Annotated in this window: 21 protein-coding genes; 14 read left to right on the top strand and 7 right to left on the bottom strand. The window is 51.6% G+C overall.

From position 1 onward, the window contains the following. Positions 1-85: 85 nt before the first annotated feature. On the bottom strand, positions 86-913 hold the full coding sequence (gene dkgA, locus OGY72_RS14400; protein WP_008785816.1) for a 2,5-didehydrogluconate reductase DkgA: 828 nt from the start codon (positions 911-913) through the stop codon (positions 86-88). Between the two features lie 104 nt (positions 914-1,017). Next, the gene (gene yqhD, locus OGY72_RS14395) at positions 1,018-2,181 is read right to left on the bottom strand and encodes an alcohol dehydrogenase (protein WP_286548055.1); all 1,164 of its coding nucleotides are present in this window, start codon (positions 2,179-2,181) and stop codon (positions 1,018-1,020) included. A 194-nt stretch (positions 2,182-2,375) separates the two neighbouring features. Here yqhD and OGY72_RS14390 point away from each other — a divergent pair, with 194 nt between their 5' ends. Further along, complete coding sequence (locus OGY72_RS14390) at positions 2,376-3,275, top strand: AraC family transcriptional regulator (RefSeq protein WP_153983661.1); 900 nt, start codon at positions 2,376-2,378, stop codon at positions 3,273-3,275. Between the two features lie 90 nt (positions 3,276-3,365). On the opposite strand, the gene yghB is transcribed toward OGY72_RS14390, so the two are convergent. Further along, complete coding sequence (gene yghB / locus OGY72_RS14385; protein ID WP_003024510.1) at positions 3,366-4,025, bottom strand: DedA family general envelope maintenance protein YghB; 660 nt, start codon at positions 4,023-4,025, stop codon at positions 3,366-3,368. Between the two features lie 131 nt (positions 4,026-4,156). Then, on the bottom strand, positions 4,157-5,344 hold the full coding sequence (metC, locus tag OGY72_RS14380; RefSeq protein WP_003828372.1) for a cystathionine beta-lyase: 1,188 nt from the start codon (positions 5,342-5,344) through the stop codon (positions 4,157-4,159). A gap of 250 nt (positions 5,345-5,594) precedes the next feature. Here metC and exbB point away from each other — a divergent pair, with 250 nt between their 5' ends. Both exbB and exbD read left to right on the top strand, forming a co-directional pair. Continuing rightward, positions 5,595-6,329, top strand: coding sequence for a tol-pal system-associated acyl-CoA thioesterase (exbB, locus tag OGY72_RS14375; RefSeq protein ID WP_003828371.1), 735 nt, complete (start codon positions 5,595-5,597; stop codon positions 6,327-6,329). A 6-nt stretch (positions 6,330-6,335) separates the two neighbouring features. Next, positions 6,336-6,761, top strand: coding sequence for a TonB system transport protein ExbD (exbD, locus tag OGY72_RS14370; protein WP_003828370.1), 426 nt, complete (start codon positions 6,336-6,338; stop codon positions 6,759-6,761). Between the two features lie 77 nt (positions 6,762-6,838). Here the strand turns inward: exbD and OGY72_RS14365 are convergent, their stop codons facing one another. Continuing rightward, the gene (locus OGY72_RS14365) at positions 6,839-7,246 is read right to left on the bottom strand and encodes a cytoplasmic protein (protein ID WP_148361476.1); all 408 of its coding nucleotides are present in this window, start codon (positions 7,244-7,246) and stop codon (positions 6,839-6,841) included. A 1-nt stretch (position 7,247) separates the two neighbouring features. Continuing rightward, complete coding sequence (locus OGY72_RS14360; protein ID WP_003828367.1) at positions 7,248-7,652, bottom strand: hypothetical protein; 405 nt, start codon at positions 7,650-7,652, stop codon at positions 7,248-7,250. A 104-nt stretch (positions 7,653-7,756) separates the two neighbouring features. On the opposite strand from OGY72_RS14360, the gene OGY72_RS14355 reads away from it, so the two are divergent. Beyond that, the gene (locus tag OGY72_RS14355; protein ID WP_003828365.1) at positions 7,757-8,260 is read left to right on the top strand and encodes an ESA_00282 family adhesion-associated protein; all 504 of its coding nucleotides are present in this window, start codon (positions 7,757-7,759) and stop codon (positions 8,258-8,260) included. Positions 8,261-8,328: 68 nt separating this feature from the next. On the opposite strand, the gene OGY72_RS14350 is transcribed toward OGY72_RS14355, so the two are convergent. Beyond that, positions 8,329-9,369, bottom strand: coding sequence for an aldo/keto reductase (locus OGY72_RS14350; RefSeq protein WP_003828364.1), 1,041 nt, complete (start codon positions 9,367-9,369; stop codon positions 8,329-8,331). A gap of 155 nt (positions 9,370-9,524) precedes the next feature. Between OGY72_RS14350 and yghX the strand changes: the two genes are divergently transcribed. The 10 genes from yghX to hypA all read left to right on the top strand — a co-directional run bounded on the left by yghX (position 9,525) and on the right by hypA (position 19,114). Next, positions 9,525-10,412: a YghX family hydrolase gene (yghX, locus tag OGY72_RS14345; protein WP_286548225.1), complete on the top strand. Its 888-nt coding sequence runs from the start codon at positions 9,525-9,527 to the stop codon at positions 10,410-10,412. Positions 10,413-10,627: 215 nt separating this feature from the next. Further along, positions 10,628-12,268, top strand: a complete 1,641-nt coding sequence (locus OGY72_RS14340; protein WP_191236010.1) for a methyl-accepting chemotaxis protein — start codon at positions 10,628-10,630, stop codon at positions 12,266-12,268. A gap of 84 nt (positions 12,269-12,352) precedes the next feature. Continuing rightward, on the top strand, positions 12,353-12,640 hold the full coding sequence (locus OGY72_RS14335; RefSeq protein WP_003024490.1) for a DUF2623 family protein: 288 nt from the start codon (positions 12,353-12,355) through the stop codon (positions 12,638-12,640). 189 nt (positions 12,641-12,829) lie between these two features. After that, entirely contained in the window at positions 12,830-13,948 is a 1,119-nt protein-coding gene (hybO, locus tag OGY72_RS14330; protein WP_003024486.1) for a hydrogenase 2 small subunit, read from the top strand. A gap of 2 nt (positions 13,949-13,950) precedes the next feature. After that, positions 13,951-14,937, top strand: a complete 987-nt coding sequence (hybA, locus tag OGY72_RS14325) for a hydrogenase 2 operon protein HybA (RefSeq protein ID WP_003828357.1) — start codon at positions 13,951-13,953, stop codon at positions 14,935-14,937. Further along, positions 14,927-16,105: a Ni/Fe-hydrogenase cytochrome b subunit gene (gene hybB, locus OGY72_RS14320; RefSeq protein WP_003828354.1), complete on the top strand. Its 1,179-nt coding sequence runs from the start codon at positions 14,927-14,929 to the stop codon at positions 16,103-16,105. The genes hybA and hybB overlap by 11 nt, the downstream gene beginning before the upstream one ends. Continuing rightward, positions 16,102-17,805, top strand: a complete 1,704-nt coding sequence (hybC, locus tag OGY72_RS14315) for a hydrogenase 2 large subunit (protein WP_003828353.1) — start codon at positions 16,102-16,104, stop codon at positions 17,803-17,805. Before hybB ends, hybC begins: the two co-directional genes overlap by 4 nt. Next, positions 17,805-18,299, top strand: a complete 495-nt coding sequence (locus OGY72_RS14310) for a HyaD/HybD family hydrogenase maturation endopeptidase (RefSeq protein WP_286548048.1) — start codon at positions 17,805-17,807, stop codon at positions 18,297-18,299. Before hybC ends, OGY72_RS14310 begins: the two co-directional genes overlap by 1 nt. Continuing rightward, positions 18,292-18,780, top strand: coding sequence for a hydrogenase-2 assembly chaperone (hybE, locus tag OGY72_RS14305; RefSeq protein ID WP_286548046.1), 489 nt, complete (start codon positions 18,292-18,294; stop codon positions 18,778-18,780). The genes OGY72_RS14310 and hybE overlap by 8 nt, the downstream gene beginning before the upstream one ends. After that, positions 18,773-19,114: a hydrogenase maturation nickel metallochaperone HypA gene (gene hypA / locus OGY72_RS14300; RefSeq protein WP_003828349.1), complete on the top strand. Its 342-nt coding sequence runs from the start codon at positions 18,773-18,775 to the stop codon at positions 19,112-19,114. The genes hybE and hypA overlap by 8 nt, the downstream gene beginning before the upstream one ends. Positions 19,115-19,124 lie beyond the last annotated feature (10 nt).

Raw genomic sequence — 19,124 nt, 5'->3', positions numbered from 1 at the left:
ATACATCAATATATGTGCGTGAATTGTTTCCTGATATTTCAAATCAGTAAAGGCCCGACGAGAGTGTCGGGCTGGAGGGAAGAGGTTAACCGCCGAACTGATCCGGGTCTGGCCCCAGACGTTTGCCCTGATCGAGTTTCGCGATTTCGCCTAATTCGTCTTTATCCAGGCGGAAGTCCCAGACGTTAAAGTTTTCTGCGATACGCGCCGGGGTGACTGATTTCGGAATCACCACCAGCCCGCTATCCAGGTGCCAGCGGATGACAATCTGCGCCGGTGATTTGCCATATTTCTCGGCGAGGTCACGGATGATCTTTTGATCAAAGACGTCTTTGCCGCCCTGCGCCAGCGGGCTCCAGGATTCGGTCTGGATTTTATGCGTTGCGTTCCAGGCGTGCAGTTGGCGCTGTTGCATAAGCGGATGAAGTTCGATCTGGTTAATCACTGGAGGTACGCCGGTTTCATCCATCAACCGCTGGAGATGATTGATCTGAAAGTTGCACACGCCGATGCTCTTAATCAGACCTTCTTTTTGCAGGTCGATCATGTTTTCCCACGCTTCAACGTAGTGGTCGATCGCCGGAACCGGCCAGTGCATCAGGTATAGATCGAGGTAATCAAGCTGGAGTTTTTCCATGCTTTCGAGCAAGGCTTCCCGGGGGCGTTTTTGGTCATCATTCCACAGCTTGGTGGTGATGAATAACTCGTCCCGTGGTACGCCAGCATCGCGTATTGCTTTGCCGACACCTTCTTCGTTTTTGTACGCAGCAGCGGTATCAATTGAGCGATACCCCACTTCCAGCGCTTTATGAATGGCGGTGATGACTTCTTCGTTACTTGCCTTCCAGACCCCCAGGCCCAGTTGCGGCATGACGTTACCATCCTGTAGTTTGATAATGGTTGGACCGGTCATAATTCCCCCCCTGGATTACAGTCACCGGGGCAGCCCCCGGTGAGTTAGGTGTGACTTAAGCCTGGTATAAATACCCAAAAACGAAAGGCGGAGGTTAAAAAACCTTAGCGGGCAGCTTCGTAAATCCGACGGCTGACTTCAAGCGTAATGTCCTGATGTTCACCCAGTTGCGTACCACCGTGTGCTTCCAGTTTTTCCAGTAACGCCGGGATAGAGCTACCGTCCAGGCCGTAGTCAGACAGGCGAGTGGGTACGCCCATTTGTTCGAAGAAAGTGCGGGTAGCGGCAATGGCGGCGTCGATGCGCTGGTCGTCGGAACCTTCGGTGATATTCCAGATACGCTCTGCGTATTGCAGCAGTTTGGCACGCTTGGTATCACGTTTTTCATTCCACAGCGCTGGCAGAACGATGGCCAGCGTTTGAGCATGATCCAGACCATGCATTGCGGTCAGTTCATGGCCCAACATATGCGTTGCCCAGTCCTGCGGTACGCCTGCGCCAATCAGGCCGTTCAGCGCCTGGGTTGCCGCCCACATGACGTTCGCACGCACGTTGTAGTTTTCCGGCTCCTGCAAGGCTTTCGGACCTTCTTCTACCAGCGTGAGCAGAATGCCTTCGGCAAAGCGATCCTGAATTTTCCCGTCTACCGGATAAGTCACATACTGTTCCACGGTATGAACAAAAGCATCCACAACGCCGTTTGCAACCTGACGCGGCGGCAGGGTGTAGGTGTAAACCGGATCCAGTACGGCAAATACTGGCTGCACAAACGGGGTCATAAAGGCCAGTTTATCGCCGGTGGTTTTACGCGAAATTACCGCGCCGGAGTTAGATTCAGAGCCGGTTGCAGGCAGGGTTAATACGGAGCCCATCGGGATGGCGCTTGTTACGTCGCTGCCGTGGGTTTCCAGAATGCGCCATGGATCGATGCCGTCAGCGTACTGTGCCGCTGCCGCGATGAATTTGGTGCCGTCCAGCACTGAACCGCCACCTACTGCCAGCAGAAACGTCACTTTGTCATCACGCACGATTTTTACCGCGTTCATCAGCGTTTCATAAGACGGGTTTGGCTCGATACCGCCAAACTCCAGCACGTCCAGGCCTTTCAGCGCGTCCTGAACCTGTGCCAGGACGCCAGTTTTTTTCACGCTGCCGCCGCCGTAGGTAACCAGTACGCGAGCGTCCTGAGGAATTTGATCGCGCAGCTCAGCAATCGCGCCTTTACCAAACAAAATACGTGTTGGGGTATGGAGATTAAAGTTGTTCATTGCTCGTTCCCTTTGGTGGGTAATAAAAGAGGGCAGGAGAGTGTCTGCCGGATGATGAACATTGTGGTCGCCCGCCGCGCTGCTCTCAATGCTCATTTCTGCCGATGTCTTGCCCATTTCTACAGACTGCTGGAGAAAACGGATAAATCTGCGCATTATGTCAGGGTTGAAAACCGATGATGAAATGGTGCTCCATGAACCGTGATGAGATCTGCCTTCTGCTGACAGATAAAATTAAGCAGCTGAAAAACAATGAAAATAAACTTAACGAACTGCTGCCAGATGTCCGCCTGCTACACGGTACGGAGCCGGCGGCGCGTACACCGGTCATGTATCAGCCAGGCATCATATTTCTCTTTTCGGGACATAAAATTGGTTACATCAATGAGCGCGTATTTCGTTATGATGCCAACGAATACCTGCTGCTAACCGTACCTTTACCCTTTGAATGTGAAACCTATGCGACGCCGGAGGTTCCTCTGGCCGGTATTTACCTGAATGTCGATATTCTGCAATTGCAGGAGCTGCTGATGGACATTGGGGAAGACGAACTGTTCCAGCCCGCCATGGCTGCCAGTGGGATTAACTCTGCGACACTCTCTGACGAAATTCTCTGTGCCGCAGAGCGCCTGCTGGATGTAATGGAGCGGCCGCTGGATGCTCGTATTCTGGGGAAACAGATTATTCGCGAGATCCTCTACCATGTGTTGACCGGGCCGCGTGGCGGTGCCTTGCTTGCGCTGGTCAGTCGCCAGACGCATTTCAGTTTGATAAGCCGGGTACTGAAGCGGATTGAAACCAAATACACCGAAAACCTCAATGTAGAACAGCTGGCGGCAGAGGCGAACATGAGCGTGTCGGCGTTTCATCATAATTTTAAAGCGGTTACCAGCACGTCGCCGCTGCAATATCTTAAGAGTTATCGCCTGCATAAAGCGCGGATGATGATGATTCACGATGGAATGAAGGCCAGTGCGGCTGCCATGCGCGTCGGTTATGAGAGCGCATCGCAATTCAGTCGGGAGTTCAAACGTTTCTTTGGCGTAACGCCGGGGGAAGATGCGGCAAGAATTCGTATGATGCAGGGGAGTTGATTGCTTGTAGGCCTGACAGGTACACCGTAGGCTATAAAGCTGCGCGCCATCAGGCAAAATGCCGGGGATTACCCCGGCTACGGATAATACTCAGGCGCTACAGTATTTTTTTTTAATCACCACGAACAATGTTCCCAACAGACCTGCGGTTAACAGGGCAATCGGCAGGATCATTAAAAAGGTCATCACCTGATCTTCATGGCGTTTAACGAACGGGATCATGCTCAGCGCATAGCCGAAACTGGTGACGACGGTGACCCACAGCAGGCCACTCAGCCAGTTAAAAAACTGGAACCGACGGTTAGGAAGCCCTGAAATGCCCGCCATCGTTGGCAGCAAGGTGCGAACAAACGCCAGAAAACGCCCTGCCAGCAGCGCCATCAGACCGTGTTGGTCAAACATGCAGGTTGCGCGCTGATGGTATTTTTCCGGTAATTGCGCCAGCCAGCCTTTCACCGTGCGCGTGTTGCCCAGCCAGCGTCCCTGAATATAACTCAGCCAGCAGCCCAGACTGGCTGCGGCCGTCAGAATAGCTATGGTAGGTAAAAAACTCATCACGTCCTGAGCGATCAGCGCTCCTGCCAGTAATAACAGGCTGTCTCCGGGTAAAAAGGAGGCTGGCAGCAGGCCATTTTCTAAAAACAGCGTGGCGAACATGACGAAGTACACCACGCTCACAACGTGCGGATCCGCCAGTGCGGCAAAATCGTGTTGCCAGAGTGCGGAGACAATATCTTGAATGACTACCATGGACTTTCCTGTGGAACAGCGTTTATGTGTGGATTGTACTCCTGAATTGCCCGGGATGCCTTGATCCCGGACGCAACAATTGCAGACTTTTCCACCAGAAGTGTCTGCATATATGTCCATCTGTGGCAATTTTACTCGATTCGGGCAAATCCTGCGGCCAAATCGGCAATCAGATCGTCAACATTCTCTAAACCGATATGTAAACGGATGAGCGTTCCGCTGAAATCCACCTCGCCTTGCGGACGGATTGCCGCAATGTGTTCCGGCTGGTTGGCGAGAATCAGCGACTCAAAACCGCCCCAGGAGTAGGCCATGCTGAACAGGCTGAAGTGATCCAGATACGCAGCAAGCTCCTCATTATTGAGCTTCTTATTCAATATAAAGGAGAATAGGCCGCTGCTGCCGGTAAAATCACGCTTCCAGAATTCATGGCCTTTACTGCCGGGCAGTGCCGGGTGGTTCACGCGGGCGACCTGCGGATGGCTGGCCAGCCACTCGGCGACCTTTAAGCTGCTTTCATGGTGCTGACGCAGGCGAACGCTCAGCGTACGCAGTCCACGGCTAGTCATATAGGCGGTATCGGCGTCCAGCATTTGCCCCATCAGATAGGCATTTTCGCGCAGTTGATCCCAGCAGCGGGCATTAGATACCGCCGTGCCGACCATGCCGTCAGAATGACCAATCAGATATTTGGTGCCTGCCTGAATAGAAATATCGATGCCAAAATCCAGTGCTTTGAACAGCACCCCGGCAGCCCAGGTGTTATCAATCATGATGATTGCATCCGGCGCGACGCTTCTGACGGCGGCAACAATAGCGGGAACATCATGCACTTCCATAGTGACAGAGCCGGGAGATTCCAGAAATACGACTTTCGTGTTCGGCTGTATGTGCTTAACGATATCGGCGCCAACCAGCGGATCGAACCAGCCGGTGGACACGCCGAGCTTGCCGAGAATTTTGGTACAGAAATCCTGACTGGGTTCATAGGCGGTATTGGTCATCAGCACATGATCCCCTTGCTCCACAAAGGCAAGGATGGTGTTGGCAACGGCCGCCGCACCGCAGGGGAACAGCGCGCAACCCGCGCCACCTTCCAGTTCGCACATCGCTTCCTGAAGAGAGAAATGCGTCAGGGTTCCGCGACGTCCATAGAAAAGCGCGCCGTTCGCCCGGTTGTGCGTGGCCTGTTTTTTGGCCTCTACGGTGTCAAAAACCAGCGAAGAAGCGCGCTGGATAACGCTATTTACCGAGCCCAGCGTGTACTTTTTACTGCGTCCTGCGTGAACGAGTTTGGTTTCAAGTTGCTTATCTGCCATGTTGTCTTACCTGTTTTTATACGTCTGGATGTCTAAACTACCATGAATCAAAGATGACGCATCCTGCAGAACGGCCATACAGTAGAAAATAATCTCAAAATGCTTCTGGTGACTTTTTTACTGCGTGAGCGCAAGGAAAAGAAACCAAAGGTGCGGCAATATGTAAATAGTAATGAGAACGACTATCAATTCGACGTCGTTTTGATATGATTACGCTCAGATTTTGTGATTTGCGTCCTGGAGATACAGAGTGGGTAATAATTTGATGCAGACGGATCTTTCCGTCTGGGGTATGTATCAGCACGCCGATATCGTGGTTAAGTGCGTGATGATTGGGCTGATTTTGGCGTCAGTGGTCACCTGGGCTATCTTCTTTAGTAAGAGCCTTGAGTTCTTTACTCAGAAACGCCGCCTTAAGCGTGAACAGCAACTGCTGGCGGAAGCCCGCTCTTTAGATCAGGCAAGTGAGATTGCCGCAGGATTCGATGGCAAAAGCCTGGGCGCACAGTTGATTAACGAAGCGCAGAACGAGCTGGAACTGTCAGAAGGCAGCGAAGATAACGAAGGCATTAAAGAGCGTACCGGCTTCCGTCTGGAGCGTCGTGTGGCTGCGGTAGGTCGCCATATGGGCCGCGGTAACGGATACCTGGCCACCATCGGGGCTATCTCTCCTTTCGTCGGTCTGTTCGGTACCGTATGGGGCATCATGAATAGCTTCATCGGGATTGCACAAACCCAAACGACCAACCTGGCCGTTGTTGCGCCGGGTATCGCAGAAGCGCTGTTAGCGACCGCAATCGGTCTGGTCGCAGCAATTCCAGCGGTTGTTATCTACAATATTTTCGCACGTCAGATTGGCAGCTATAAAGCGATGCTGGGCGACGTCGCGGCACAGGTGCTGTTGTTGCAAAGCCGCGATCTGGACCTGAACGCGAGCGCATCCGCGCATCCGGTACGTGCAGCGCAGAAATTACGTGTAGGATAATGTTCCATGGCAATGAGCTTTAATGAAAACCTGGACGATAACGGTGAAATGCATGAAATCAACGTGACGCCGTTTATCGACGTTATGTTGGTTTTATTGATCATCTTTATGGTTGCCGCGCCGTTGGCAACCGTAGATGTGAAGGTGAATCTCCCTGCCTCCACCAGCACGCCGCAGCCGCGTCCGGAAAAACCGGTTTACCTGTCAGTTAAAGCCGATAAGAGTATGTTTATTGGCAACAATCAGGTGACGGATGAAACCATGATTAACGAGCTAAATGCGCTAACTGAAGGGAAGAAAGACACCACGATTTTCTTCCGGGCAGATAAAACCGTTGATTATGAAACCATGATGAAGGTGATGGATACGCTGCATCAGGCGGGCTTCCTGAAGATTGGTCTGGTTGGCGAAGAGACTGTGAAAGCGAAGTAATCCTCATCATTGCCGGGTAATGGTTGCCGCCTTACCCGGCGTGCCTCTCCTGATTCAACTCCCTCGCACACTTGTTCTTATCTGTTCTCATCTAACGCGACCGTGGTTATTCTGGTGGGTTCGTAGTTCCCTTCAGACAGCTTTCGCGTCAGGCGTAAGGTGGCCGTTTCCCGCGCGAGTATATGCTGGTAGGTGCTTTCCAGTCGGGCCATGATTTTGTCCCGCAGTTCTGGTTGCTGCTCCATAATGGCTTCGATCGCGGCACCGTAGATCTCTTCTTTAGCCTGTAGCGAGTAAATTTCACGGCGATTTTGCCATTTCATCCGCACCAGTGCAGCGGGAATAGAGACTATCTCCTGAGCAACGCTTTCCAGTGTCGTGTTTTTATTAGCAATCAACACGGCTAAATTTTGCTTTAAGACAAACTCATCGCTTTTATGGTTATCTAAAGCCAAATAAACATTATTATCCTCAACATCTTTCATTTTATTTCTCTTCCAGAGAATAAAAAATAGGGTCGCTGGTTTCACGGGTAATTAAATTAAGCCAAATTTTGTTGCCCTGTTCATTTATGATGGCTGTTTTTTGAGTCAAAATTTTACTTAATTCTTGAGCATTAATGTCGCCTTCTGCCTGTAGTGAATTGAGCAGGCGAGAGAATGACTCAATTTTTGCTGCACGAAATAGACGCTCTTTTAAATGGCGGTCGCACTCTTCAAATAGCATATTCCGTGACTGACCGGTAGCGGTTGAGCTAATCAAAATATCGGATTCGTAATCGCTTAATGTTATCTTCCCCTGAGTCAAATTTTCACTATTATCTGTAGAGGTGGTATTGTCAGGTGAGCTGGATAAGTGAAAACGCGAGGGAACAAGATGCTCGGGAAGCATGTTGAAATATCCTTTGATGCCAATGATATGTTGTTTTAAATAAACCATGCCGCGTTGACAATAGCATGGCGTAATTTTAAAATCAAAAAAAATGGAGCCAGTATATGAACAGTATATTTTATTCTGTTATTACCCTGCTATTGCTGACTTGCGGGGTACTTTTGTTGATGCACAGTGCAAATAAAAACCGTAATGCAGAAAATGGATACGCTGAAAACCAGCCGGAAATACTGAGTAAAGAAGAGGGTGAAGATCATTTCTCGGTACTGATGAATTCGATTACTCCGGTTTGGTATTGGCGTGTCAATCACGAATATATCGATTTTATCCACTCGACGATCAAACGGATGACAATGGTGGAGCTGAATGAGACGCCAGGGCTATTTGATGCACAGCGGCGTTGCAGCGATCTCAACTCTGCGGTGTATAAATATTACGACAATATTAAAAAACGCTGCCTGAGTGGCGAGAAAGTCCCGCATGCCGATCTGGACGTGCTTAACTTACGTCAGTGCTTCAGGGAGTTCAGCCTGGAAGCCTATCCTGCACTTGTTGCGCTGGTGTGGCCGGAATATCAGCGCCCAGAAATCAAAGCAGAAGAGGTGTGAGGAGCTGGCTGGCCCGTATTACGTGCCGGGAAGAACAACGTTGCTACCCGGCACGGGATTACCTACGGTTATTTGTCAGATGAGGCCTGCCACAGGTTCAGCTTACCGTCCGTGACGTGCTTATCGATCTGCGCCAGTTCTTCGGCGCTGAACGTCAGATTCGCCAGCGCCTGAACGTTCTCTTCCAGTTGCTCCGGTCGACTGGCGCCAATCAATACCGACGTTACCCTGTTGTCTTTTAGCAGCCAGCTTAAGGCCATTTGTGCCATCGACTGTCCACGCTGTTGCGCCATCTCATTAAGCAAACGCAGGCTGGTAAGGTTTTCTTCCGTCAGCATGTTTTCCGTTAACCCACGAACTTTTTTCCCTTCACGCTGCATGCGTGAACCTTCCGGAATACCGTTAAGGTATTTCCCCGTCAGCAGTCCCTGAGCCAGCGGCGTAAATGCGATGCAGCCCATACCGTTGGATTCCAGCGTATCCAGCAGGCCGCTGCTGTCTACCCAGCGGTTAAGCAGGTTGTAAGACGGCTGATGGATCAGCAATGGAATTTTCCATTCCCGCATCAACTCGGCCATTTTCTGCGTACGTTCCGGGGAATAGGATGAGATGCCGACATACAGCGCTTTACCGCTTTGCACGGCGTGGGCCAGCGCCGAGGCGGTCTCTTCCATTGGCGTATTTTCGTCAACGCGGTGAGAGTAGAAGATATCGACATAGTCGAGACCCATGCGTTTCAGACTCTGGTCGAGGCTGGCGAGCAGGTATTTGCGCGAACCGCCAGAACCATATGGCCCAGGCCACATGTCATAGCCTGCCTTGGTGGAGATAATCAGTTCATCGCGATAGTGTGCAAAATCCTCGCGCAGCAATCGGCCAAAATTCTCTTCTGCGCTGCCTGGTGGCGGCCCATAGTTATTGGCTAAATCAAAATGCGTGATGCCTAAATCAAATGCTTTACGCAACAGGGCTCGCTGTGAATCCAGCGCCTGAACGTGCCCAAAACTGTGCCATAAACCCAGCGATAGCGCGGGTAAACGCAAACCGCTGCGCCCACAGTAGCGATAGAGCATCTGCTCGTAACGTTCAGGATTGGCAAACCAGGCCATGAGATCTCCTAAGTGCAGGTGAATTTCGAAACAACGTTTCTATTCTAGCGGGTTCACGGTGAATATCCCGTTCACCAGGTCACACTGAGATGAAAAACTGGGCAAAAACAGGTCACTGTGCTTTGCTTAAAAAAACATCAATCAGGAGTGCGACGATGCCGCGTTTGACTGCCAAAGATTTTCCGCAAGAACTGCTCGACTACTATGACTATTACGCGCATGGCAAAATAACGAAACGCGAGTTTCTCAATCTGGCAGCGAAATATGCAGTGGGTGGCATGACGGCGTTGGCCTTATTCAATTTATTGAAACCCAACTATGCCCTCGCAACGCAGGTAGAATTTACCGATCCCGATATTCTGGCGGAATATATTACCTATCCTTCGCCTGAAGGGCATGGTGATGTGCGGGGGTATTTAGTTAAACCTGCGAAGGTGACGGGGAATGTTCCGGCGGTGGTGGTAGTACATGAAAATCGTGGGCTGAATCCGTATATTGAAGATGTGGCGCGACGGGTGGCGAAGGCGGGCTTTATGGCACTCGCGCCTGATGGATTAAGTTCGGTAGGGGGATATCCAGGCAATGATGATAAAGGTCGGGAATTGCAGCAGCAGGTTGACCCCGTAAAGTTAATGAACGACTTTTTTGCCGCCATTGAATTTATGCAACATTATTCGGGGACCACGGGAAAGGTAGGTATCACCGGATTTTGCTACGGTGGTGGCGTATCGAATGCCGCCGCAGTGGCATTCCCGGAACTGGCCTGCGCGGTGCCTTTTTATGGGCGTCAGGTTCCTGCGTCAGATGTCCCTAAAATAAACGCGCCTTTATTACTGCACTATGCGCAATTAGATACCCGAATTAATGAGGGATGGCCTGCCTATGAAACGGCACTGAAGGCGAATAAGAAAGTCTATGAAGCCTATATCTATCCCGGCGTTAATCATGGTTTTCATAATGATTCGACACCGCGTTATGATAAAGCAGCTGCTGATTTAGCCTGGGAGCGAACTCTTACGTGGTTTAACAAATATTTACGATAGAAAACAATAGATTATTTAATGCTCTTAATTAATCACCTGAATAATAATGCTACCTAATTTCATTAGCATTCATATTGATATAGTGTGGAGAGGGAGTGGATGTACTTAAGAAAGTAAAAAAATAAAGAACGCATTATATCTTCTCTGTTGCCTGCCGATAACAAGGATAAGTATCGCCTGATGGCGAATTCCTCATCAACGGCAAGGAAATTATTATGCGTTTGCTGAAAAACTTCACTATTCGTATTGTCATGTTGGCAATACTGGGACTTTTTTGCCTGCTCTGGTCAGGCGTGGGTTTATTCAGTCTTCATTCGTTATCAAAAATATCTGAAGGCAATGATATTGACCGTCATCTTGTCCATCAGATGACGGTTCTCAGTCAGGGCAACGATCAGTACTTTCGCTTCGTAACGCGCTTAAGTCGCGCCATGGATGTCAAAATGAGCGGCGGAACGCCTGATTTTGCGCCGGCGCAACAGTCCCTTGAGAATATGAGCAAAAAACTCCAGGAGATGAAAACATTATCTCCGGGCCCTATGGACCCTGACGTCGCTAACGCAGTACTGACGAAGTGGCAGGCGCTGCTGGACAACGGCGTGATCCCGCAAATGCAGCTGGCGCAGCAGGGTACGCTTACGGCCTTTGCGGAGCATGCCAGCACTATTACACCCGCGTTGAGCCGTGAATTTGGCGCCAGTGCCGAGCGTTTTAACGCCACGGCTGGCGAGCGACTCGATACCACCCGCGTGATGGTCGATGGCAAAACCTCTATCATCCGGACGCTAATTATCACCGCCGTTATCCTTGGGATTGCCCTCCTTTTCTTTACCGACCGCTACCTTGTTTCCATGATGGTGAAACCGCTGGGACGTATTCGCCAACAGTTCCAGCAGATTGCGCAGGGCGATCTCAGCCATCCCATCGAAGATTTTGGTCGTAACTGTGTGGGTCAACTGGTGCCGTTATTGTGCGCGATGCAGGATAGCCTGCGTGAAGCCGTCAGTACCATCCGTTCAGGTAGTGACAATATCTGGCGAGGGGCGACGGAAATTTCGACCGGGAATAACGATCTCTCCTCACGTACTGAAGAACAGGCTGCGGCACTGGAAGAGACCGCTGCCAGCATGGAGCAGCTGACCGCAACGGTAAAACTGAACGCAGAAAATGCGCGTGAAGCCAGCCAGCTTGCCGATACGGCCACAGAAACGGCAGGCAAAGGGAGCACGCTGGTTTCGGAAGTGGTTGAGACGATGGACGGCATTGCCGCCAGTTCTAAACAGATCGCTGAAATCACGTCAGTTATTAATAGTATTGCTTTCCAGACCAACATTCTGGCGCTGAACGCGGCGGTTGAAGCAGCCAGGGCAGGCGAGCAGGGGCGCGGTTTTGCCGTCGTTGCCGGTGAAGTACGCAACCTTGCCAGTCGCAGCGCCGGGGCGGCGAAAGAGATTGAGACGCTGATTGGCGAGTCATCTCGTCGTGTCGATCAGGGTGCTCGTTTGGTTAAAGAAACGGGATTAACCATGGAGGCGATTCTGCGCGGTGCCACCGAAGTGACTGTCATCATGAAGCAAATTGCCTCAGCCTCGGAAGAACAGAATAAGGGCATCTCGCAGGTGAGCGTGGCGATCACGCAGATGGACAGCGTAACGCAACAGAATGCTGCGCTGGTAGAACAAGTTTCCGCCGCGGCAGTAGCGTTGGAACGACAAACAGAGGAGCTGCAACGCTCGGTGCAACAGTTCCGCCTCTCAGCGAATGATGTGCAGTACGCCGCGGCCAATACCGCTTCCCCTTCAGCAGACAGCAAAACGTCTGCGGCAGCTAAAACGGATGAATGGGTGTCCTTTTAAGCCGTTATAAAAAGTTCGTGATACCTCTGGTCTTTGCTTAAAAAATCGCTATATAATTTATTATATAGCGATTGGAGGTTATGCATGGACAACCATTTTGGTAAAGGTCTGATGGCCGGATTAAACGCCTCAAGTGCGGATAGTGCACGCTCGGTGGCGAATTTTTGTGCGGATTATAAGCGTGGTTTTGTGCTGGGATTTTCACATCGAATGTTTGAAAAAACGGGCGATCGACAGCTCAGCGCGTGGGAAGCGGGGATCCTGACGCGCCGCTATGGGCTGGATAAAGAGATGGTGATGGATTTCTTTAAAGAGAACCAGTCCAGTACAACAATTCGCTTTTTCATGGCCGGCTATCGACTCGAAGCTTGATCCGAAAGGGGTATTATCTTGCTTTAATTAATTACACTATTGACCTACACCTTCGTTTTGTTGCTCCGCCGAAGTATTATAATGCACATAACCATATAAAAAGTGTGGTAATGGCGCGCCGATCGCAATATGCAACATGCGAATGGTGCAAAATAAAAAGCCAGGTCTTCGCAACGGAATAACTATAAAATGACTGGAGATAACTCTCTCATCAATTCGAGCGGCATTAATCGCCGTGATTTCATGAAGCTTTGTGCAGCACTGGCCGCTACCATGGGGCTCAGTAGCAAAGCCGCCGCAGAAATGGCCGAATCAGTTTCTCGTCCTCAGCGCCCACCGGTTATCTGGATTGGTGCTCAGGAGTGTACGGGTTGTACTGAATCGCTGCTTCGCGCGACACACCCTACAGTGGAAAACCTCGTTCTGGAGACAATCTCTCTGGAATACCATGAGGTGCTCTCTGCCGCCTTCGGCCATCAGGTTGAAGAGAACAAACATAACGCTCTGGAGAAGTACAAAGGGCAATATGTTCTGGTAGTGGATGGTTCTATCCCACTGAAAGATAATGGTATTTACTGCATGGTTGCCGGTGAGCCGATCGTGGATCACATCCGCCGGGCCGCAGAAGGCGCAGCCGCTATCATTGCCATCGGCTCTTGCGCCGCGTGGGGTGGTGTTGCTGCCGCTGGCGTTAACCCAACGGGTGCCGTCGGCCTGCAAGAAGTTCTGCCAGGTAAAACCATCATCAACATCCCCGGCTGTCCGCCGAACCCGCATAACTTCCTCGCAACGGTCGCGCATATCATCACTTATGGTAAGCCGCCGAAGCTGGATACCAAAAACCGTCCGACATTCGCCTATGGCCGTTTGATTCACGAACACTGCGAACGTCGCCCGCACTTCGATGCTGGTCGCTTTGCTAAAGAGTTTGGCGATGAAGGCCACCGTGAAGGTTGGTGCCTCTACCATCTGGGCTGTAAAGGACCAGAAACCTACGGCAACTGCTCAACGCTACAATTCTGCGATGTGGGCGGCGTGTGGCCGGTGGCTATCGGTCACCCTTGCTACGGCTGTAACGAAGAAGGCGTCGGCTTCCATAAAGGTATTCACCAGCTTGCTCATGTGGAAAACCAAACGCCGCGTTCCGAGAAACCTGACGTCAACATGAAAGAAGGCGGCAATGTTTCTGCCGGAGCGATTGGACTGCTGGGTGGCGTAGTAGGACTGGTTGCCGGTGTCAGCGTGATGGCGGTTCGTGAACTGGGGCGTCAGCAGAAGAAAGATAACGCTGACTCACGGGGAGAATAACCGTGAACAGACGTAACTTTATAAAAGCAGCCTCCAGCGGGGCATTGCTGTTGGGCGCAGCGCCGTCCATCAGCCATGCGGCTGCAGAAAACCGTCCGCCGATCCCAGGTTCTCTTGGGATGCTCTATGACTCGACGCTGTGCGTAGGCTGCCAGGCCTGTGTCACCAAGTGTCAGGATATCAACTTCCCGGCGCGTAACCCGGAAGGCGAGCAAACCTGGTCGAACAACGACAAACTGTCGCCGTATACCAATAACATCATTCAGGTGTGGCGTAGCGGAACAGGCGTTAACAAAGACCAGGAAGAAAATGGCTACGCATACATCAAGAAACAGTGCATGCACTGTGTTGATCCGAACTGCGTTTCCGTTTGCCCGGTCTCCGCGCTGAAGAAAGATCCGAAAACCGGCATCGTCCATTATGACAAAGATGTCTGCACGGGCTGTCGTTACTGCATGGTCGCCTGCCCGTACAACGTGCCTAAGTACGACTACAACAACCCGTTTGGTGCGCTTCACAAATGTGAACTGTGTAACCAGAAAGGCGTTGAGCGTCTGGACAAAGGTGGTTTACCGGGTTGTGTTGAAGTGTGCCCTGCCGGTGCGGTGATTTTTGGTACGCGTGAAGAGCTGATGGCTGAGGCGAAAAAACGTCTCGCGCTGAAGCCTGGTAGCGAATACCACTATCCGCGTCAGACGGTGAAAGCAGGCGATACCTATCTGCATACGGTACCGAAGTACTACCCGCACCTGTACGGCGAGAAAGAAGGCGGTGGTACGCAGGTTATGGTACTGACGGGTGTTCCTTACGAGGATTTGGATCTGCCGAAGCTGGATGATCTTTCAACTGGTGCGCGTTCCGAACATGTTCAACATTCCCTGTACAAGGGCATGATATTACCCCTGGCTGCGCTGGCGGGCTTAACCGTGCTGGTTCGTCGTAACACGAAAAACGACCATCACGATGGAGGAGACGATCATGAGTCATGATCCTAAACCGCTGGGCGGAAAAATAATCAGCAAACCGGTCATTATTTTTGGGCCGCTTATCGTCCTGTGTATGCTCCTGATCGTGAAACGTCTGGTCTTCGGACTGGGCTCAGTCTCCGATCTGAACGGCGGTTTCCCATGGGGTGTATGGATCGCGTTTGACCTGTTGATTGGTACTGGCTTCGCGTGCGGCGGTTGGGCGCTGGCATGGGCGGTGTACGTTTTCAACAGAGGACAATACCATCCATTGGTTCGTCCGGCGCTGCTGGCGAGCCTGTTTGGCTACTCGCTGGGTGGTCTGTCGATCACCATTGACGTCGGTCGTTACTGGAACCTGCCGTATTTCTACATTCCGGGCCACTTCAACGTGAACTCGGTACTGTTCGAAACGGCGGTCTGTATGACCATCTATATCGGCATCATGGCGCTGGAATTTGCTCCGGCTCTGTTTGAACGTCTGGGGTGGAAAGTTTCCCTCAAACGTTTGAATAAAGTGATGTTCTTTATTATTGCCCTCGGCGCGCTGCTGCCAACCATGCACCAGTCTTCAATGGGTTCATTGATGATTTCTGCGGGTTATAAGGTGCATCCGCTATGGCAAGCTTATGAAATGCTGCCGCTTTTCTCGGTATTAACCGCCTTTATTATGGGCTTCTCGATCGTCATCTTTGAAGGCTCGTTGGTACAAGCCGGTCTGAAAGGTAACGGTCCGGACGAGAAAAGTTTGTTCATCAAGCTGACGAATACCATCAGCGTGCTGCTGGCGATTTTCGTCGTCCTGCGCTTTGGCGAACTGATCTATCGCGACAAGCTGTCCTATGCGTTCTCAGGCGATCTTTACTCCCTGATGTTCTGGCTTGAAGTCGTGCTGATGGTCTTCCCGCTGGTGGTGCTGCGCGTCACTAAGCTGCGTAATGACTCGCGCATGCTGTATCTGTCTGCGCTGAGCGCGTTGCTGGGTTGTGCAACATGGCGTCTGTCCTATTCGCTGGTGGCGTTCAATCCTGGTGGTGGCTACCACTACTTCCCGACCTGGGAAGAGCTGTTGATTTCTATTGGTTTTGTGGCTATTGAGATTTGTGCATACATCGTACTCATTCGTCTACTGCCGATACTTCCTCCTTTAAAACAAAACGATCAAAATCGTCATGAGGCGAGCAAAGCATGAGCCAGAGAATTACTATTGATCCGGTAACCCGTATTGAGGGTCATTTACGCATCGACTGCGAAATCGAAAATGGCGTGGTATCTAAAGCATGGGCTTCCGGTACCATGTGGCGTGGCATGGAAGAGATCGTGAAAAACCGCGATCCGCGCGATGCCTGGATGATTGTGCAGCGTATCTGTGGCGTTTGTACGACCACTCACGCTATCTCTTCCGTTCGTGCAGCAGAAAGTGCGCTGAATATTGATGTTCCGGTGAACGCACAGTATATCCGTAACATCATTCTGGCCGCGCACACCACGCATGACCACATTGTTCACTTCTATCAGTTGTCTGCGCTGGACTGGGTGGATATCACTTCTGCACTGAAAGCCGACCCAGCGAAAGCGTCTGCCATGCTGAACGGCGTGTCCTCCTGGCACCTGAACAGCGCAGAAGAGTTCACCAAGGTTCAGAACAAGATCAAAGATCTTGTTGCCAGCGGTCAGTTAGGCATTTTTGCTAACGGTTGCTGGGGTCACCCGGCAATGCAGCTGCCGCCGGAAGTGAACCTGATTGCGGTCGCACACTACCTGCAAGCGCTGGAATGCCAGCGTGATGCCAACCGCGTTGTGGCACTGTTAGGCGGTAAAACGCCGCACATCCAGAACCTGGCGGTAGGTGGGGTTGCTAACCCAATTAACCTTGACGGCCTCGGTGTGCTGAACCTTGAACGCCTGATGTACATCAAGTCCTTCATCGATAAGCTGAGCGACTTCGTTGAGCAGGTGTACAAGGTTGATACCGCGGTTATTGCTGCGTTCTATCCTGAGTGGCTGGAACGTGGTCAGGGTGCGGTTAACTACCTGAGTGCGCCGGAATTCCCGACAGACGGTAAAAACGGCAGCTTCCTGTTCCCAGGCGGTTACATCACCGATGCCGATCTTTCGACCTATCGTCCGATCACCTCTCACTCCGATGAGTACCTGATCAAAGGGATTCAGGAGAGTGCGAAACACGCGTGGTACAAAGACGAAGCGCCGCAGGCTCCGTGGGAGGGTACAACGGTTCCTGATTACACCGGTTGGTCAGACGACGGCAAATACTCCTGGGTTAAAGCGCCGACTTTCTACGGTAAAACGGTTGAAGTGGGTCCGCTGGCCAACATGCTGTGTAAACTGGCGGCCAAACGCGAGTCTACTCATGCCAAGCTGAATGAAATCATCGCGATTTACACCAAGCTGACTGGTAAAACTATCGAAGTGTCGCAGTTGCACTCTACGCTGGGCCGTATTATTGGCCGTACAGTTCACTGCTGTGAACTGCAGAACGTTCTGCAGGATCAGTACAACGCGCTGATTGTGAACATCGGTAAAGGTGACCACACCACCTTCGTGAAACCGGATATTCCGGCAACGGGCGAATTCAAAGGTGTTGGTTTCCTCGAAGCGCCACGCGGTATGCTGTCTCACTGGATGGTGATTAAAGACGGCATTATCAGCAACTACCAGGCGGTTGTACCGTCAACCTGGAACTCTGGCCCACGTAACTTTAATGATGAAGTGGGACCGTATGAGCGCTCGCTGGTAGGTACGCCGATTGCCGATCCAAACAAACCGCTGGAAGTGGTTCGTACCATTCACTCCTTCGACCCTTGTATGTCATGTGCGGTGCATGTGGTGGACGTTGACGGGAACGAAGTGGTCTCAGTTAAGGTTCTGTAATGCGGATATTAGTCTTAGGGGTCGGCAATATTTTGCTGACCGACGAAGCCATCGGGGTACGTATCGTTGAGGCATTAGAGCAACGGTACATCCTGCCAGACTTTGTTGATGTTCTGGACGGTGGTACGGCTGGGATGGAGCTTCTCGGCGATATGGCGAACAGGGATCATCTGATCATTGCTGACGCCATCGTGTCGAAGAAAAACACGCCAGGAACGATGATGGTCCTGCGGAATGAAGAGATCCCGGCGCTGTTTACCAACAAAATCTCACCGCACCAGCTTGGCCTGGCCGACGTATTGTCGGCCCTGCGTTTTACCGGCGAGTTTCCGAAAAAGCTGACCTTAGTCGGTGTGATTCCGGAATCACTGGAACCGCATATCGGGCTAACGCCAACGGTTGAAGCGATGATTGAACCTGCGCTTGAGCAGGTTCTTGCCGCGCTTCGCGAATCAGGTGTTGAAGCGATCCCTCGGGAGGCGGCTCATGTCTGAGGAGTTTGTCGGTTTTCAGACGGCCCCGAAGATGCAGATTCAGGCAGCGTTTGAAGAGGTTGCCCAGCGTTCGATGCACGATCTCTCTTTCTTGCATCCGAATATGCCGGTATATGTCTCTGATTTTACTCTTTTTGAAGGACAGTGGACGGGGTGTGTTATCACACCCTGGATGCTCAGCGCACTGATTTTCCCCGGACCGGACCAGATCTGGCCGGTGCGTAAAGTCAGCGAAAAAATCGGGCTGCGTCTGCCGTATGGCGAGATGACCTTTACCGTTGGTGAACTGGATGGCGTATCGCAATACCTTTCCTGTTCACTGATGTCGCCGCTTTCGCACAATATGTCGGCGCAAGAGGGTGTGCGTCTGACTGACGATTGCGCGCGAATGTTGTTATCGCTGCCGGTGAGCGATCCGAATGCGCCGCAGTTAAATCGCCGCGCGCTGCTGCTGGGCCGTCGGAACTGCGAAAATGCATGAGCTGTCCCTTTGTCAGAGCGCGGTTGAGATTGTTCAACAGCAGGCAGAGCAGCACGGTGTCAAACGTGTAACCGGCGTTTGGCTGGAAATCGGAGCGCTCTCGTGCGTTGAAGAGAGCGCCGTCCGTTTCAGTTTCGACATCGTCTGTCAGGGCACGCTGGCGCAAGGGTGTGAGCTGCATATTGATTACAAACCAGCCCAGGCATGGTGCTGGGATTGCAGTCAGGTTGTGGAAATCACCCAGCATGATGCGCAGTGTCCACTATGTCAGGGCGATCGTCTGCGGGTTGATGCAGGCGATTCACTGAAAGTGAAAAGTATTGAAGTCGAATAACCCATAGGTT

The organism is Citrobacter sp. Cpo221, assembly GCF_030332345.1.
Classification (GTDB): domain Bacteria; phylum Pseudomonadota; class Gammaproteobacteria; order Enterobacterales; family Enterobacteriaceae; genus Citrobacter; species Citrobacter portucalensis.
This window is presented reverse-complemented; position numbering and strand designations above follow the sequence as displayed.